The organism is Streptomyces sp. NPDC048734, assembly GCF_043198675.1.
Classification (GTDB): domain Bacteria; phylum Actinomycetota; class Actinomycetes; order Streptomycetales; family Streptomycetaceae; genus Streptomyces.
In genome coordinates, this window is sequence record NZ_JBICUZ010000008.1 from 108682 (window position 1) to 124448 (window position 15767).

Genomic DNA, 15767 nt, shown 5'->3' on the forward strand with positions numbered 1-15767 from the left:
CAGGACACGCACCACACCAGGCACACCCCGCACCGGGCACACCCCACCGGAGAGCCCCCCGCCCCCTACACCGCCGGAATCACCGCCGACACCCGAAAACCCCCCGCCTCCGTCGGCCCCGACACGAACACCCCACCCAACGCCACCACCCGCTCCCGCATCCCCACCAGCCCGTTGCCACCCGACGGCAACCGCGCCGACGACGCCGACCCCGCCTCCGGCGGCGGCTCGTTCTCCACCTGCATCGCGATCTCCGCCACCCGGTGCGCCAACCGCACATACGTCTTCGCACCCGCCGCATGCTTGTGCACGTTCGTCAACGCCTCCTGCACCACCCGGTACGCCGTCTGCTCGACCTCCCGCGCATACCCCCGCACCTCACCCTCCACCGACAGATCCACCGCCATCCCCGCGGCCGCCGACTGCCCCACCAACTCGTCCAACTCCGACAGACACGGCCCCTCCCCCTCCTCCACCACCCCCGAGGAGACAGCCACCGCGGCCACCCCCACCGCCGCCGACGGCACCGACACACCCCGCACCCCCACACCCTCACCACTGCGCAACACCCCGAGCATCTCCCGCAACTCGGTCAACGCCTGCCGCCCCATGTCCCCCACCAGCGCCGCGTTGCGCACCGCCTTCTCCGGATCCTTCCGCGCCACCGCCTGCAACGCCGCCGCGTGCACCACCATCAGACTCACCCGATGCGCCACCACGTCGTGCATCTCCCGCGCGATCCGCGTCCGCTCCTCACCCCGCGCCCACTCCGCCCGCTCCTCGGCCCGCTCCGCCAGCAACTGCAGCTCCCGCTCCAGACTGTCCGCCCGCTCCCGCAGACTCTCCATCAACCGCCGCCGCGCCCCCACGTACAACCCCAGCAGCAACGGCGGAGCGGTCAGCCCCAGCGACGTCGTGATCGCGGCGAACGGGATGAACCAGTCACCGATCGTCAGACGCCCCTGGTCCATGCTCTGCCCCACCCGCACGAACGTCACGATCAACGTCCCCACCAGCTGCATCCCCGCCAACGAGGCGATGATCCGCCGCGGCAGCTCGGACGCGGCCAGCGTGTACAGCCCGACGATCCCCATCAGGAAGCCCATCTGCGCCGGCGTGACGGCGATCGCCACCAGCACCACCGCGATCGGCCACCTCCGCCGCACCAGCAGCACCGACCCCGCGAGCAGCCCGAACACCACCCCCACCGCCGGCGGCACACCCGCGTCCCGCGCGAACGGATACCCCTCCACCGCGCACTCCGCGGCGGACCCCACCGCGAGACTCCAGTCGAACACCGCACTGCGGCGCCTGCTCCACCACCAAGGCCCTCCCCGAGCCGAGGCGTGCTCTTCCCCCGTCGTGGTCATACCTCCACCCTACGGGCGCCCGCCCCGCCTTTTCCGGCGACTTTCACCGACTCCTCCCCACCACACCCCACAACCGAACAGCATCGAAACCCCCCGGTATCCCTCGAACTGCTGAATGAGCCCTGTTCGAGCCCGGAACCTCATATTCCGGCCGGACGGTATGCCTGTGACACATTCACTCGGCAAGTACGCGGACTTCGAGGGCCTACGGGAACGGGCGGTCGCGCTGCGACGGGCGGGACTCAGCCGACGGCAGATCCGCGACCGACTGCACGTGGACAACAACGACCTCCTCAACCGCCTCCTGGAGGGCGAGCCTCCCCCGGAGTGGACGAAGCGCCCGAGGGCGAAGGCGCGAGAGCTGCGGCTCCAGGGCTGGACGTACGACCAGATCCAGGTGGAACTGGGCTGCTCGAAAAGCTCGATCTCGCTGTGGGTGCGGGATCTGCCCAAACCTGAGCGACGGGACGCGGCGGAGCAGGCGAGGTTGGCCTGCCGGAAGAGGTGGGAGCACGAACTCGCGGTGCGGGACGAGAAAAGGCAGCAGACCAAGGCTGCCGCCGCGAGCGAGATCGGCACGATGACTGCCCGCGACCTGTTTCTGGTCGGCGTCGCCCTCTACTGGGCCGAGGGGTCGAAGGACAAGCCCTACGCCAGGCGGGAGAGCGTGCAGTTCGTCAACAGCGATCCCGGGGTCATCAGGGTCTACCTGGCTTGGCTGGACCTGCTCGGCGTATCTCGGGAACGTCTGCGATTCAATGTGATGATCCACGAGAACGCCGACGTCACGGGCGCCGAGGAGTACTGGGCAGACCTCGTCGGCGCCGACCGTGCGGCCTTCTACAAGACGACCCTGAAGCGGCACAACCCCAAGACCGTCCGGAAGAACGTGGGCGAGAACTACCGCGGTTGCCTCGTGATCCGCGTCCTGCAAGGAGCCGAGTTGTACCGTCGCATCGAAGGCTGGTGGTCCGGGATCGTGGACTCCGCCGTGCAGGATCATGCTCCTCCTCTCCTCCGGTAAGGTTTGAGGCAGCGGTCCGCCGTGGGGTAGCGGCATCCCGCAGGCCTTTGGAGCCTTGAGACGCTGGTTCGAATCCAGCCGGCGGAGCTGCCGAGTGGGCCCTGACAGCACTGTCAGGGCCCACTCTCATGTCCGCCGGGAGACGCCCCGGTATCCTTCGGACGTCCCACCTCTCCACAGCCGAAGGGCAACTCCGTGAGCGCCATCCGCCCGGCAGCCGTCGTCGTTCTCGCAGCGGGTGAGGGCACCCGTATGAAGTCGGCCCTACCGAAGGTCCTGCACGAGATCTGCGGCCGCAGTCTCGTGGGGCACGTCCTGGCCGCCTCCCGCGAGTTGGACCCCGAGAACCTGGTCGTCGTCGTCGGGCACGCGCGCGAGAAGGTCACCGCTCACCTCGCCGCGATCGACCCGGCCGTACGGACCGCGGTGCAGGAGGAGCAGAACGGCACCGGGCACGCCGTGCGGATGGGTCTGGAGCAGCTCGGCGGGGCGGTGGACGGGACCGTGGTGGTCGTCTGCGGTGACACTCCGCTGCTGACCGGTGCGACGCTGGCGCAGCTCGCCGCCGTCCATCACGCGGACGGGAACGCGGTGACCGTGTTGTCGGCCGAGGTGCCGGACGCGACCGGGTACGGGCGGATCGTGCGGGACGAGGTGTCGGGTGCGGTCACGGGGATCGTGGAGCACAAGGACGCGTCGGAGGCGCAGCGGGCGGTCCGGGAGATCAATTCGGGTGTGTTCGCGTTCGACGGGCGGTTGTTGGCTCAGGCGTTGAAGCAGGTCCGTACGGACAACAGTCAGGGTGAGGAGTACCTGACGGATGTCCTGGGGATTCTGCGGGAGGCCGGTCACCGTGTGGGGGCGTCCGTCGCCGGTGATCATCGTGAGGTCGCGGGGATCAACAACCGGGTGCAGCTGGCGGAGGCGCGTCGGATTCTGAACGACCGGTTGTTGACCGCGGCGATGCTGGCGGGGGTGACGGTGGTGGATCCGGCGTCGACGTGGGTGGATGTGACGGTGACGTTCGGGCAGGACGCGGTGGTGCTGCCGGGGACGCAGTTGCTTGGTGCGACGTGTGTGGGTGAGGGCGCCGAGGTGGGTCCGAACAGCCGGCTGAAGGACACGGTGGTCGGTGCGGGGGCGCGGGTGGACAACACGGTGGCGGACGGGGCCGAGGTGGGTCCGGAGGCGACGGTGGGGCCGTACGCGTATCTGCGGCCGGGTACGCGGTTGGGTGTGAGGGCGAAGGTCGGTACGTACGTGGAGACGAAGAACGCGGTCATCGGTGAGGGGACGAAGGTGCCGCATCTGTCGTACGTGGGGGACGCGACGATCGGGGAGTTCACGAACATCGGTGCGGCCAGTGTGTTCGTGAACTACGACGGGCAGGACAAGCATCACACCGTTATCGGGTCGCACTGCAGGACGGGTTCGGACAACATGTTTGTGGCTCCTGTCACGGTCGGGGACGGTGCGTACACCGCTGCCGGGTCCGTGATCACGAAGGACGTGCCGCCCGGTTCGCTGGCCGTGGCCCGTGGTCAGCAGCGGAATATCGAGGGTTGGGTGGCGCGTAAGCGTCCGGGGAGTGCGGCGGCGAAGGCTGCCGAGGCGGCTTCCCGGCAGGGCGAGGGCGAGAACTGACCGGAAACGGGTGCGTCGTGGACGGCGTACCGTGGTAAGTGCACATCCGCACCCCCACCAGCTGAGACGGCCCCGTCGCGCCCAGTGGCGAGGTCTTGGGTCAGCCGGTTGAGACACCTCTGAGGAGACAGTGCTGTGACCGGGATCAAGACGACCGGCGAGAAGAAGATGATGTTCTTCTCCGGCCGCGCCCACCCCGAGCTTGCCGAGGAGGTCGCCCACCAGCTGGGTGTCGGGGTCGTCCCGACGAAGGCCTTCGACTTCGCCAATGGTGAGATCTATGTCCGTTATGAGGAGTCGGCGCGTGGTGCGGACTGCTTTCTGATCCAGAGCCACACGGCTCCGATCAACAAGTGGATCATGGAACAGTTGATCATGATCGACGCGTTGAAGCGGGCTTCGGCGCGTTCGATCACGGTGATCGTGCCGTTCTACGGTTATGCGCGGCAGGACAAGAAGCACCGTGGTCGTGAGCCGATCTCGGCGCGGCTGATCGCGGATCTGATGAAGACGGCGGGTGCGGACCGGATCCTGACGGTGGATCTGCACACGGACCAGATCCAGGGTTTCTTCGACGGTCCGGTGGACCACCTGTTCGCGCTGCCGTTGCTGGCGGACTACGTGGGCAGCAAGGTGGACCGTTCGAAGCTGACGGTGGTGTCGCCGGACGCGGGTCGGGTGCGGGTGGCGGACCGTTGGTGTGACCGTCTGGGTGCGCCGCTGGCGATCGTGCACAAGCGGCGTGACAAGGACGTGGCGAACCAGGTGACGGTGCACGAGGTCGTCGGTGAGGTCAAGGGCCGGGTGTGTGTGCTGGTCGACGACATGATCGACACGGGTGGCACGATCTGTGCGGCGGCGGACGCGTTGTTCGCGCACGGTGCGGAGGACGTCATCGTGACGGCGACGCACGGTGTGCTGTCGGGTCCGGCGGCGGACCGGTTGAAGAACTCGAAGGTGAGTGAGTTCGTGTTCACGAACACGTTGCCGACGCCGGGTGAGCTGGAAGTGGACAAGATCACGGTGTTGTCGATCGCGCCGACGATCGCGAACGCGGTGCGTGAGGTGTTCGAGGACGGTTCGGTGACGAGCCTGTTCGACGAGCAGTAGGCGGTGCGCCCGCTTCTGCCGGGTTGATCGATTTTTCTGCGGCCTCCCCCGCCGAGTAGACTGCGCGAGTTGCTCGGCGAGGGAGGCCGTACGCGTGTGACGCGTGTGTACGGCGGTCCGTTATCGACGCGCTCTTCGTAGCAGGCCGTTCGTGGCCGGGTGACTTTTCCGCCGTCGCTGTTTCTACGAGGAGTGAGTGCCATGTCCGAGGTAAAGATCGCCGCTGAGTCCCGCACCGAGTTCGGCAAGGGTGCGGCTCGCCGTATCCGTCGTGACAGCAAGGTTCCCGGTGTGCTGTACGGCCACGGTTCGGACCCGATCCACCTGACGCTGCCGGGTCACGAGCTGCTGCTCGCGCTGCGTACGCCGAACGTCCTGATCTCCCTGGACATCGACGGCAAGACGAACGAGCTGGCGATCCCGAAGTCGGTGCAGCGTGACCCGATCAAGGGTTTCCTGGAGCACGTCGACCTTCAGCTGGTCCAGCGTGGTGAGAAGGTCAACGTCGAGATCTTCGTGCAGACCGAGGGTGAGCTGGCTCCGGGTGGCAACCTGCTGGAGCACGTCCTGAACGCGCTGCCGGTCGAGGCCGAGGCCACGCACATCCCCGAGTCGGTCACGGTCTCCGTCGAGGGTCTGACGGCCGGTGACTCGGTCCTGGCGAAGGACATTCCGCTGCCGTCGGGCACGAAGCTGGGTGTCGACGGTGAGACCGTCGTGCTGCAGGTGCTGGCCGCGCAGGCGGAGGAGCCCACCGAGGGTGAGGGCGAAGAGGCTTCCGCGGAGGCCTGATCCCGTACCGCCGTCGTTTGTTCGTCAGCCGCTGTTCCCTCGGGGGGCAGCGGCTGGCGTGTATCGAGGAGACATGGACGTGACGACCGACGCCAATGCCCCCTGGCTGATCGTGGGGCTGGGCAATCCGGGTCCGGAGTACGCGATGAACCGGCACAACGTGGGGTTCATGGTGGCCGATCTGCTGGCCGTGCGGATCGGGGGGAGGTTCAAGCGGGCGGGGCGGGCGCAGGCGCAGGTCGTGGAGGGGCGTATCGGTCCGCCGGGGCCGGGCAACCGCCGGGTGGTGCTGGCGAAGCCGATGTCGTACATGAACCTGTCGGGCGGTCCGGTGAACGCGTTGCGGGAGTTCTACAAGGTGCCGGTGGCGCAGGTGGTGGCGGTCCATGACGAGCTGGACGTCGATTACGGGATGTTGCGGCTGAAGCTGGGTGGCGGGGACAACGGGCACAACGGTCTGAAGTCGATGACGAAGGCGTTCGGGGCGGATTACCACCGGGTGCGGTTCGGGATCGGGCGGCCGCCGGGGCGGATGCAGGTGGCGGACTTCGTGCTGAAGGACTTCTCGGGGGCGGAGCGCAAGGAGCTGGACTGGTTCGTGGACCGGGCGGCGGACGCGGTGGAGTGTCTGGTGATCGACGGGCTGGAGCGGGCGCAGGGGACGTACAACTCCTGAGCCGGGGGGTGCGGGGCGTGGACAGGTGCGGACAACTCGCGACGTGTCACCCGCCGAGGTTGACGGGCCGTAGAGGCATGGCCAATGATCCCGGCCATGCCTGCCACCGTCGCCACGTCCCATCGGCGTCCCGCTCGTCGGCGTCCCGCGCGCCGGGGTTCCTCCCGCGGGGTCTCGGGCGCGGCGTTGCGGTTCGGGCGGCTGGCGGCGATGTGGGTGGTGGCGTCGCTGATCCTGGTGGCGGGGGTGTGGGGTTCCTGGGGGACGGCGCAGCACGTGATGCTGACGAAGGGCCGGGAGCAGGGCACGATCGCGGTGGCGCGCTGTGGTGCGGACAGTTGCTCGGGGCCGTACACGCCGTTGTCGCCGGGGTCGTTGGCGCGGGCGCGGGTGGTGATCGAGAAGACGGTGGCGGTGCGCAGGGGGCAGACGTACACGGTGGTGATCAAGCCGGGCGGTGGTGACGACGTCGTGCGGTCCGGTCCTGCGGGGGTGTTGTACGCGTGGGTGCCGATGGGTGGTGCGTTGCTGCTGGCGTCGGTGGTGGTCGCGGGTGGTCTGGGGCGGGCGCGGTGGGGGTGGGTGCTGGCGGGGTCGGGGGTGGCGTTGCTGACGGCGGCGTTCGTGGCGGTGTAGGGCGGCAGTGTAGGGCGGCGGTCGTGGCACGAGGTCGTGCCACGAGGTCGTGCCACGGCGGCGCGGTACGACGTGTGAAGGGCGCCCCGAGGTTCTCGGGGCGCCCTTCACGTGTGGGGGGTGTGGTGCGGGTCAGCCGGTGTTGCGCAGGCCGGCGGCGACGCCGTTGACGGTGAGGAGGAGGGCGCGGGCGAGGAGGGGGTCGGGTTCCTGGCCGGCGGCCGCCGCGTCACGCTGGCGCTTGAGCAGGGTGACCTGGAGGTAGGAGATGGGGTCCAGGTAGGCGTCGCGGATGGCGAAGGTCTGCTTGAGGACGGGGGTGGCGTCGAGCAGTTCCTTCTCGCCGGTGACCTTGAGGACTTCGGCGACGGTGAGGGCGTGTTCGGCCTTGATCGTGTCGAAGACGTGGCGCAGGTCGTCGGGGACGAGGGTGTCGACGTAGTGCTGGGCGATGCGCAGGTCGGTCTTGGCGAGGGTCATCTCGACGTTGGAGATGAAGTTGCGGAAGAAGTGCCACTGCTTGTGCATCTCGTCGAGCACGGTGTCCAGTCCCGCCTCGCGCAGGGCCTTGAGGCCGGAGCCGACGCCGTACCAGCCGGGGACGATCTGGCGGGACTGGGTCCAGCCGAAGACCCAGGGGATGGCGCGCAGGCCGTCGAGCGAGACGCCGGAACCGGGGCGGCGGGAGGGCCGGGAGCCCAGGTGCAGGTCGGCGAGCTGGTCCACCGGCGTCGACGCGAGGAAGTACGTCGGCAGGTCCGGGTCCTCGACGAGCCTGCGGTAGGCGGCGTGGGCGGCGTCGGAGACGACGTCCATGGCGGCGTCCCAGCGGGCGAGTGCCTCGTCGGACTGGCGGGGGGCGGTGTGCAGGGCGGAGGCCTGGAGAGTGGCGGCGACCGTCAGTTCCAGGTTCTCGCGGGCCAGCGAGGGGATGAGGTACTTGTCGGAGATGACCTCGCCCTGTTCGGTGACCTTGATCTCGCCCTCGAGGGTGCCCCAGGGCTGGGCGAGGATGGCGTCGTGGGAGGGGCCGCCGCCGCGGCCGACGGTGCCGCCGCGGCCGTGGAAGAGGCGCAGGCGGACGCCGTAGCGGTGGGCGACGTCGCGCAGGCGTCGCTGGGCGCGGTGGATCTCCCACTGGCTGGTGGTGATGCCGCCGAACTTGGAGGAGTCGGAGTAGCCGAGCATGACCTCCTGGACGTCTCCGCGCAGTGCCACCAGGCGGCGGTACGACGGGTCGGAGAGCATGTCCTCCAGGATGGTGTCGGCGGCCTTGAGTTCGTCGGTGGTCTCCAGGAGGGGCACGATGCCGATCTTGGCCCAGCCGGCGTGCAGGTCGACGAGGCCGGCCTCGCGGGCGAGGACGGCGGCGGCGAAGACGTCGTCGGCGCCCTGGCACATGGAGATGATGTACGACTCGATGACCTCGGGTCCGAAGACCTCCAGGGCGCGCTTGACGGTGAGGAAGACGCCGAGGGTCTTCTCGCCGGCGGCGTCGACGGGTGCCGGGGTGGGTGCGAGGGGGCGCCTGGAGCGGAGTTCCTTGGCGAGGAGCTTGGCGCGGTAGTCGCGGGGCATGTCGGAGTAGCGCCAGGACTCCTCGCCGAGGCGGTCGAAGAGCTGGCCGAGGGCGTGGTGGTGGGCGTCGGCGTGTTCGCGGACGTCCATGGTGGCGAGCTGGAGGCCGAAGGCGGCCAGGGTGCGGATGGTGCGGTTCATGCGGCCGTCGGCGATGAGGCCGCCGCGGTGCTGGCGCAGGGAGGTCTGGACGAGGGTGAGGTCGCCGATGAGCTCGCTGGTGCCGAGGTAGTCGCGGCCGGGCTCGTGGGGGGTGCCCTTGGCGAGGCGCTGCTTGGTGTTCTCCAGCTTCTGCCGGATGCAGGTGGCCTTGAGCCGGTAGGGCTCCTCGGCGTTGAGGCGCTTGTAGCGGGGGCTGATCTCGGGCAGGCGTTCGAGGTCGGCCTGGAGGGAGGTGAGGAGTTCCTCGGTGGCTCCGGTGTAGCGGATGGAGTTGGAGAGGAAGCCGCGGAGTTCGTCGATCATCTCCAGGGCGTCGTTGATGCCGTGTTCGTGCTGGAGGATGAGGACGTCCCAGGTGACCTGGGGGGTGACGTTGGGGTTGCCGTCGCGGTCGCCGCCGATCCAGGTGCCGAAGGTGAGGGGGCGGGTCGCGGCGGGGACGGTGACGCCGACGCGTTCGAGTTCGGCGGTGAGGTCCTCGAGGACGTCGCCGACGGCTCCGGCGTGGAGTTCGTCGAGGTAGTAGATGGCGTTGCGGGCCTCGTCGGCGGGCTCGGGGCGTACGACGCGGAGTTCGTCGGTCTGCCAGACGAGGTCGATGTTCTCGGCGAGGCGGGTGTCGTGGCGGCGGCGGTCTGCCTCGATGACGGGGGTCTCCAGGAGCGCGGCGATGCGCCGGAGCTTGTTGAGGACCGAGCGGCGCGCGGCTTCGGTGGGGTGCGCCGTGAACACGGGGCGGACGTTGAGGTTGCGGACCGTCTCGCGGACGTGTTCGGGGTCGGCGTCCTTGAGGCGGTCGGCGGTGCGGGCGAGGAGGCCGCCCTCGGCGGCGCGCTTGGCGCGCAGTTCGCGGCCGCGGTGGACCTGCTCGGTGACGTTGGCGAGGTGGAAGTAGGTGGAGAAGGCGCGGACCAGCTTGGCCGCGGTCTCCAGTTCGGTGCCGCGCAGCAGATCGGCGGCTGTCTCGCCGTCCTCGCGGGTGAGGCGGCGGACCTTTTCGACCAGGTCGAGGAGCTCGGGGCCCTCCTGCCGGACGAGGGTCTCACCGAGGAGGTCGCCCAGTCGGCGGATGTCGGCGCGCAGCTCGGGGCTGGTTGTCGTCTGGTCGTCGGCACTGCTCACAGGTGCGGCTCCTTGCAGTGTTGAAGCTCGTCCGGGAGGGAACTCGGCCGTCAGGCCCGGCGGCGGGGCCGCTTGCGGGTCTGTCGTCCGGGAAGAAAACAGAGCGGACCGCGCTGTCCGACCGATCCAAGGATAGGTGTCCGGGAGGACGCGCGGTCTGGCGGGCTCGTGCCTCCGGGTGCCGCACTGTCATACTTACGTCACCGTAGGTTACGGAACCGTAGGAAGTGTGGTGCGGTCCTGCGGATCCGGCACCCCTTTCCACCCACGACCCCACAGGGGACGCGCATGACCTCAAGCTCCGACGTGTTCGAAGACCCCTCACCGGCGCCCGGCGGCTCCGGTACCCCCTCCTCCCACGTCCCTCCCACGGCGACCGCCACGCTGGGCGGTGAGCAGAAGCGTTCGATCGAGCAGGTCGCGCTGCTCGTCTTCATCGTGGTGCCGTTCCTGGCCCTGCTGGCGGCGGTGCCGCTGGCCTGGGGCTGGGGGGTGAGCTGGCTGGACCTGGGCCTGCTGGTCTTCTTCTACTACCTCGGGTGCCACGGCATCACCATCGGTTTCCACCGGTACTTCACGCATGGTTCCTTCAAGGCGAAGCGGCCCCTGAGGATCGCGCTGGCGGTCATGGGGTCGATGGCGGTCGAGGGGCCGCTGGTGCGCTGGGTGGCGGACCACCGCAGGCACCACAAGTTCTCGGACGCGGAGGGCGACCCGCATTCGCCGTGGCGTTTCGGGGAGACGCTGCCGGCGCTGATGAAGGGCCTGTGGTGGGCGCACATCGCCTGGATGTTCGACGAGGAGCAGACGCCGCAGGACAAGTACGCGCCGGATCTGATCAAGGACCCGGCGCTGCGGGCGATCTCCCGGCAGTTCGTGCTGTGGACGGTGCTCTCGCTGGCGCTGCCGGCGGTGATCGGCGGGCTGGTGACGATGTCCTGGTGGGGCGCGTTCACCGGGTTCTTCTGGGGTTCGCTGGTGCGGGTGGCGCTGCTGCACCACGTCACCTGGTCGATCAACTCGATCTGTCACGCGGTGGGCAAGCGGCCGTTCAAGTCGCGTGACCGGTCCGGCAACGTGTGGTGGCTGGCGGTGCTGTCCTGCGGGGAGTCGTGGCACAACCTGCACCACGCCGACCCCACCTCGGCGCGGCACGGTGTGATGCGTGGCCAGCTGGACTCCTCGGCGCGGTTCATCCGCTGGTTCGAGATGCTCGGCTGGGCGTACGACGTGCGCTGGCCGTCACGCTCGCGTATCGATTCGCGCCGGAACACGGGCGGGGACGGCTCCCGGCGCCGGAAGGCGACCGCGGAAGCGGCATGATGGACGCCGTGGCGACCGACTCCAGCAGCACCCCGAGCAATGAGAAGCCGCGGCGAGTGCGCCGCACCCGGATGACCGGTGCGGAGCGTCGCCAGCAGTTGCTGGAGATCGGTCGCACCCTGTTCGCCGCGAAGGGGTTCGAGGGCACGTCGGTGGAGGAGATCGCGGCGAAGGCCGGGGTGTCCAAGCCGGTGGTGTACGAGCACTTCGGCGGCAAGGAGGGTCTGTACGCGGTGGTGGTCGACCGTGAGATGCGGCGGCTGCTGGACATGGTGACGAGTTCGCTCACGGCCGGTCATCCGCGGGAGCTGTGCGAGCAGGCGGCGTTCGCCCTGCTGGACTACATCGAGGAGTACACGGACGGGTTCCGCATCCTCGTCCGGGACTCCCCGATCCCGCAGTCCACCGGCTCCTTCGCCTCTCTCATCTCGGACATCGCCACCCAGGTGGAGGACATCCTGGGCCGGGAGTTCAAGAGCCGGGGCTTCGATCCGAAGCTGGCGCCGCTGTACGCGCAGGCGCTGGTGGGGATGGTCGCGCTGACCGGCCAGTGGTGGCTGGACGTGCGGCGGCCGAAGAAGGCGGAGGTGGCGGCGCACCTGGTGAACCTGGCGTGGCACGGGCTGGACGGCCTGGAGGCCAAGCCGCACCTGATAGGCCGGCGCAAGAGCTGACGTACACGCGAGTGGAGGGGCCCCGTCCGTCGGACGGGGCCCCTCCTGCGTGCATCCGGGTCAGTGCTTGAAGACGTCCTTCGCCTTCTCCTTGGACTGGCGGGCGTCGCCCTTGGCCTGCTCGGCGCGTCCCTCGGCCTCGAGCCGCTCGTTGCCCACGGCCCGCCCGGCCGCTTCCTTGACCTTGCCCTTGACCTGTTCCGTCTTCGCCTTGGACTTCTGCTCGCCTGCCACGATCCATCACTCCCAGTGAGGTACGGGGTCCTGTCGTGTCACTACGGGTGACCCGTGCGGCGCGGTTGAAACAACCCTTCACACGTCGGCGCGTGGCACGCCGTGCGGATGACGAAGATCCCGGTCTCCGAGGCCGGCCCCCAGCTCGGGGACCTGGTCCGCCGCGCGGGCGATGGCGAGACGATCTCTCTCACCGACGGTGGGACGGCGGCCCTGCTCGTGCCTGCGCGGGTGATCGAGGACCTGGAAGACGCCCTCGCCGTCGCCGACCACGAGCGCCGCAAGGCCGAGAGCACGCTCGGCCCAGGCATCCCGCACGCGGAGGTCGAACGCGTGTTGGGGCTCTGTCCCTGAGCTGTTGGCTCGGCCGGAGGCCGACCTCCGCGGGTCTGTCGGTGCGACTGCCGGCTCCCGGAACTCAGGGCGGTCACCGGGGACGCGCCTCAGGCCCCCTTCCGTGCCACCGCGAACAGGCGGCGGAAGGGCAGGACCGTGCCGTAGGGGCGGGGCGGGTAGGCCTCGCGGAGCAGGTCGCGGTAGTCGGTGACGAAGGCGTCGCGGGCCTCGGGGTCGTCGGCGAGGGCGGTGAGGACGGGGCGCAGGCCGGCGCCCCGGACCCAGTCGAGGACAGGGTCCTCGCCCGTCAGGACGTGGTGGTACGTCGTCGTCCAGACGTCGGTGTCGCAGCCGAGGCGGGCGAGGCGGTCGAGGTAGACGCCTGGGGCGTGGACGGAGTCCTCGGGGCGGAGCGCCGTGCCGAGGCGGTTCTTCCAGCGGGGGGCGCCGGCGAGGCCGCGCATGAGGGCGTGCAGGGGTGCGTCGGTGTTGTGGGGGACCTGGAAGGCGAGGGTGCCGCCGGGGGCGAGGCCGGCCAGCCAGGCGGGGAGGGCGTCGAGGTGGCCGGGGACCCAGTGCAGGGCGGCGTTGGAGACGATCAGGTCGTAGGTCTCGGTGGGCGCCCAGGTCGTGAGGTCGGCGTGGACGAAGTCGAGGCGGGCGCCGGCGTGCGCGCGGGCCTCGGTGAGCATCCGCGCGGAGTTGTCGTAGCCGGTGACGCGGGCGGTGGGCCAGCGGCGGGTGAGCAGGAGGGTGGCGTTGCCGGGGCCGCAGCCGAGGTCGGCGATGCGGGGCGGGGTGCCGGGCAGGTCGGGGACGCGGGCGAGGAGGTCGGCGAAGGGGCGGGCGCGGTGGCCGGCGTGGCGCAGGTACTGGGCGGGGTCCCAGGCGGGGGAGGGCATGGGCGGCTCCTCGGGGTGAGGTCTTCGTCGGGGACTTCCCGTGGGTCTTCGCGGGTGTGTCCGCCGGTGTGTTCGTCGTTCGCGGTGGGTCCACCGTCCCGCCGATTTACCTTGACGTCAAGAAACTTCATATCAAGAGACTTCACGTCGACACAACCACTACACTGATCGTCATGGAGGACGAGGTCGATCGGCTGGTCGCAGCGTGGCGCCGGGAGCGCCCGGACCTCGACGTGGAGCCGCTGGAAGTACTCAGCCGGGTGAGCAGGCTGGCCCGGCACCTGGACCGCGCACGCCGTCTGGCGTTCTCCGAACACCAGCTGGAGCCCTGGGAGTTCGACGTGCTGACCGCGCTCAGGCGCGCCGGGCCGCCGTACCAGCTGTCGCCGGGGCAGTTGCTGACCCAGACCCTGGTCACCTCGGGCACGATGACGAACCGTATCGACCGGCTGGCGAAGAAGGGCCTGGTCGAGCGGCTGCCCGATCCCAGCGACCGGCGCGGTGTGCTGGTGCGGCTCACGGACGGCGGCAAGGACCGCGCCGACCAGGCCCTGGCCGGCCTGCTCGAACAGGAGCGGGCGATCCTCGCCGAGCTGTCCCACGCCCAGCGCGCCGAGCTGGCCGCGCTGCTACGCCAGCTGACCGCCCCGTTCGACAACATTCCCGGTTAGGGCCTGTCCCGGCTCCGCCGGGCCGACCCCCGCCCGCCGGGCGAGCGCGACCGCGGCGAGCGTGGAGTGCACGCCCAGTTTGCCGAGGACGTTCTGCATGTGGGTGCGGACGGTGTGCGGGGACAGGAACAGCCGCTCCGCGACCGCCTTGCGTCCGAGCCCCGCGACCATGCAGCGCAGCACCTCGCGCTCCCTCGGCGTGAGGGACTCCACGAGCCGCTCGCTCTCGGTACGGTGCCTGCGCGCGGCGGTCAGCTCCTTGAGCACGCCCGTGAGCAGGGCGGGCGGCAGGTGCGTCTCCTCCCGCAGCACCCCGCGCACGACGGTGAGCAGCCGCGACAGCGAGCAGTCCTTCGCCACCCAGCCGGACGCGCCGGCCTGGAGGGCGAGGGCCGCGCGGCGCGGGTCGTCCTTCTCGGCGAGGACGACGATCCTGACGTACGGCTGGGCGGCGCGGACGCCGGCGACGAGGGAGAGCCCGTCGACCAGCCCGTCCTCCCCCACCTCCCGCACGGGCACGGCCGGTCGCACACCGGGCGGGCGGGCGCCCAGGTCGGCGTCGACGAGCAGGACGTCGTAGCGGCGCCCCTCGGCGGCGGCGCGCTCCAGGCTGCGCAGGGCGGCCGGGCCGCTGCCGGCGGCGAAGACGTCGACGTCGGGTTCGGCCGCCAGGGCGGCGGCGAGCGACTCGGCGAAGATGCGGTGGTCGTCGACGACCAGAACTCGGATGCGAACCACGTAACCCCCCTCCCCCAGGCTCCTCCACGGAGCAGGGGATACCCCAGGCCCGGAGAACGACGACCGGCGCGGGCCCGACGCCCGGGAGGGGTGTGCGACCGCACGGCCGCCGCCGTGCAGAGAGTGCTACCCCACCGCGGGCGCCGTACCCGGCTGTCTCGCCCCCTGATCAGCACCGGCCCCCACCGGTGCTGTCGAACAGAGTAGGGCCGTGCGGGGAGAGCGGAAGGGGAATCGCAGAACTGGTCGGCCCGCGCGTTTATGGTGTGCCGCATGTTCCGTCTTGAGGCAGAAGTCGACAGGTCCCGACGCGATCTGCTCCGCTCCCGGCTGCGCGACGCCAACACGGCGGCCTCTCCCGTCCTGCGCGCGCTGCGCGGCACCCCCGCCGAACGCGATACGCCGCTGCACGTGTGGGCGTCGGACGACACCGGCGCACTGGCCGGCGGCCTGGTCGGCCACACCTGGACGACCTGGCTGCACGTCACCTACCTCTGGGTCGACGAACGCCACCGCGGCACCGGCCTGGGCACCCGCCTGCTCGCGGAGGCGGAACGCCTGGCCCGCGACGACCGCGGCTGCCTGCGCTCCCGCGTGGAGACCTGGGACTTCCAGGCCCCCCGCTTCTACCGCAAGCAGGGCTACGAGGTGGTGTGCGTGATCGAGGACTACCCGCCGGGCATCACGGAGTACACGCTGACGAAGCGGCTGGGGTGAGCGTTCGGAGCGCGTCGGCCGGACGTCCGGAGTGCGTTGCGTCGGCCGGACACGGGGT

The 15767-nt window shown here is 70.2% G+C and carries 16 protein-coding genes and 1 tRNA gene; 12 read left to right on the top strand and 5 right to left on the bottom strand.

From position 1 onward, the window contains the following. Positions 1-65 precede the first annotated feature (65 nt). Positions 66-1370 carry a histidine kinase gene (locus tag ACGFQC_RS21920; protein WP_363086566.1) on the bottom strand — a complete coding sequence of 435 codons (1305 nt, stop codon included), beginning with the start codon at positions 1368-1370 and terminating at the stop codon, positions 66-68. 160 nt (positions 1371-1530) lie between these two features. Between ACGFQC_RS21920 and ACGFQC_RS21925 the strand changes: the two genes are divergently transcribed. From ACGFQC_RS21925 to ACGFQC_RS21955, 7 genes are all read left to right on the top strand, one after another. Beyond that, a complete protein-coding gene (locus ACGFQC_RS21925) occupies positions 1531-2394 on the top strand; it encodes a hypothetical protein (RefSeq protein WP_393288530.1) in 864 nt (287 codons plus the stop codon). A gap of 15 nt (positions 2395-2409) precedes the next feature. Continuing rightward, positions 2410-2481, top strand: a tRNA-Gln gene (locus tag ACGFQC_RS21930). Positions 2482-2589: 108 nt separating this feature from the next. Next, positions 2590-4038 carry a bifunctional UDP-N-acetylglucosamine diphosphorylase/glucosamine-1-phosphate N-acetyltransferase GlmU gene (gene glmU / locus ACGFQC_RS21935; RefSeq protein WP_363086568.1) on the top strand — a complete coding sequence of 483 codons (1449 nt, stop codon included), beginning with the start codon at positions 2590-2592 and terminating at the stop codon, positions 4036-4038. A 135-nt stretch (positions 4039-4173) separates the two neighbouring features. Then, positions 4174-5148: a ribose-phosphate diphosphokinase gene (locus ACGFQC_RS21940; RefSeq protein ID WP_363086569.1), complete on the top strand. Its 975-nt coding sequence runs from the start codon at positions 4174-4176 to the stop codon at positions 5146-5148. A gap of 201 nt (positions 5149-5349) precedes the next feature. After that, on the top strand, positions 5350-5940 hold the full coding sequence (locus ACGFQC_RS21945) for a 50S ribosomal protein L25/general stress protein Ctc (RefSeq protein WP_363086570.1): 591 nt from the start codon (positions 5350-5352) through the stop codon (positions 5938-5940). Positions 5941-6013: 73 nt separating this feature from the next. Continuing rightward, the gene (pth, locus tag ACGFQC_RS21950) at positions 6014-6616 is read left to right on the top strand and encodes an aminoacyl-tRNA hydrolase (protein WP_363086571.1); all 603 of its coding nucleotides are present in this window, start codon (positions 6014-6016) and stop codon (positions 6614-6616) included. Between the two features lie 84 nt (positions 6617-6700). Then, a complete protein-coding gene (locus ACGFQC_RS21955) occupies positions 6701-7252 on the top strand; it encodes a hypothetical protein (RefSeq protein WP_363086572.1) in 552 nt (183 codons plus the stop codon). 132 nt (positions 7253-7384) lie between these two features. Here the strand turns inward: ACGFQC_RS21955 and ppc are convergent, their stop codons facing one another. After that, positions 7385-10114: a phosphoenolpyruvate carboxylase gene (gene ppc, locus ACGFQC_RS21960; RefSeq protein WP_363086573.1), complete on the bottom strand. Its 2730-nt coding sequence runs from the start codon at positions 10112-10114 to the stop codon at positions 7385-7387. A 288-nt stretch (positions 10115-10402) separates the two neighbouring features. Here ppc and ACGFQC_RS21965 point away from each other — a divergent pair, with 288 nt between their 5' ends. Both ACGFQC_RS21965 and ACGFQC_RS21970 read left to right on the top strand, forming a co-directional pair. Beyond that, positions 10403-11437: a fatty acid desaturase gene (locus ACGFQC_RS21965; RefSeq protein WP_363086574.1), complete on the top strand. Its 1035-nt coding sequence runs from the start codon at positions 10403-10405 to the stop codon at positions 11435-11437. After that, positions 11434-12111 (top strand): TetR/AcrR family transcriptional regulator, encoded by a 678-nt coding sequence (locus tag ACGFQC_RS21970; RefSeq protein WP_086770897.1) that lies wholly within the window; start codon positions 11434-11436, stop codon positions 12109-12111. Before ACGFQC_RS21965 ends, ACGFQC_RS21970 begins: the two co-directional genes overlap by 4 nt. Positions 12112-12171: 60 nt before the next feature. Here ACGFQC_RS21970 and ACGFQC_RS21975 read toward each other — a convergent pair whose 3' ends face one another. Then, complete coding sequence (locus tag ACGFQC_RS21975) at positions 12172-12345, bottom strand: CsbD family protein (protein WP_363086575.1); 174 nt, start codon at positions 12343-12345, stop codon at positions 12172-12174. 108 nt (positions 12346-12453) lie between these two features. Between ACGFQC_RS21975 and ACGFQC_RS21980 the strand changes: the two genes are divergently transcribed. Then, the gene (locus ACGFQC_RS21980) at positions 12454-12699 is read left to right on the top strand and encodes a type II toxin-antitoxin system prevent-host-death family antitoxin (RefSeq protein ID WP_363086576.1); all 246 of its coding nucleotides are present in this window, start codon (positions 12454-12456) and stop codon (positions 12697-12699) included. A gap of 89 nt (positions 12700-12788) precedes the next feature. Here ACGFQC_RS21980 and ACGFQC_RS21985 read toward each other — a convergent pair whose 3' ends face one another. Beyond that, positions 12789-13583 (bottom strand): trans-aconitate 2-methyltransferase, encoded by a 795-nt coding sequence (locus ACGFQC_RS21985; RefSeq protein ID WP_363086577.1) that lies wholly within the window; start codon positions 13581-13583, stop codon positions 12789-12791. Positions 13584-13756: 173 nt separating this feature from the next. Between ACGFQC_RS21985 and tamR the strand changes: the two genes are divergently transcribed. Continuing rightward, on the top strand, positions 13757-14254 hold the full coding sequence (gene tamR / locus ACGFQC_RS21990; RefSeq protein WP_356568718.1) for a MarR family transcriptional regulator TamR: 498 nt from the start codon (positions 13757-13759) through the stop codon (positions 14252-14254). Here the strand turns inward: tamR and ACGFQC_RS21995 are convergent. After that, the gene (locus ACGFQC_RS21995; RefSeq protein WP_363086578.1) at positions 14213-14992 is read right to left on the bottom strand and encodes a response regulator transcription factor; all 780 of its coding nucleotides are present in this window, start codon (positions 14990-14992) and stop codon (positions 14213-14215) included. The two genes, tamR and ACGFQC_RS21995, sit on opposite strands and share 42 nt — an antisense overlap. Positions 14993-15253: 261 nt before the next feature. Between ACGFQC_RS21995 and ACGFQC_RS22000 the strand changes: the two genes are divergently transcribed. Then, positions 15254-15709 carry a GNAT family N-acetyltransferase gene (locus tag ACGFQC_RS22000; protein ID WP_363086579.1) on the top strand — a complete coding sequence of 152 codons (456 nt, stop codon included), beginning with the start codon at positions 15254-15256 and terminating at the stop codon, positions 15707-15709. The last annotated feature ends 58 nt before the right edge of the window (positions 15710-15767 follow it).

Coding starts and splice junctions, on each gene's coding strand:
- ACGFQC_RS21920 (WP_363086566.1), bottom strand. CDS start 1,370: ATGACCACGACGGGGGAAGAGCACGCCTCGGCTCGGGGAGGGCCTTGG.
- pth (WP_363086571.1), top strand. CDS start 6,014: ATGGACGTGACGACCGACGCCAATGCCCCCTGGCTGATCGTGGGGCTG.
- ACGFQC_RS21955 (WP_363086572.1), top strand. CDS start 6,701: ATGATCCCGGCCATGCCTGCCACCGTCGCCACGTCCCATCGGCGTCCC.
- ACGFQC_RS21980 (WP_363086576.1), top strand. CDS start 12,454: ATGACGAAGATCCCGGTCTCCGAGGCCGGCCCCCAGCTCGGGGACCTG.
- tamR (WP_356568718.1), top strand. CDS start 13,757: ATGGAGGACGAGGTCGATCGGCTGGTCGCAGCGTGGCGCCGGGAGCGC.
- ACGFQC_RS21985 (WP_363086577.1), bottom strand. CDS start 13,583: ATGCCCTCCCCCGCCTGGGACCCCGCCCAGTACCTGCGCCACGCCGGC.
- ACGFQC_RS21945 (WP_363086570.1), top strand. CDS start 5,350: ATGTCCGAGGTAAAGATCGCCGCTGAGTCCCGCACCGAGTTCGGCAAG.
- ACGFQC_RS21970 (WP_086770897.1), top strand. CDS start 11,434: ATGATGGACGCCGTGGCGACCGACTCCAGCAGCACCCCGAGCAATGAG.
- ACGFQC_RS22000 (WP_363086579.1), top strand. CDS start 15,254: ATGGTGTGCCGCATGTTCCGTCTTGAGGCAGAAGTCGACAGGTCCCGA.
- ACGFQC_RS21925 (WP_393288530.1), top strand. CDS start 1,531: ATGCCTGTGACACATTCACTCGGCAAGTACGCGGACTTCGAGGGCCTA.
- ACGFQC_RS21965 (WP_363086574.1), top strand. CDS start 10,403: ATGACCTCAAGCTCCGACGTGTTCGAAGACCCCTCACCGGCGCCCGGC.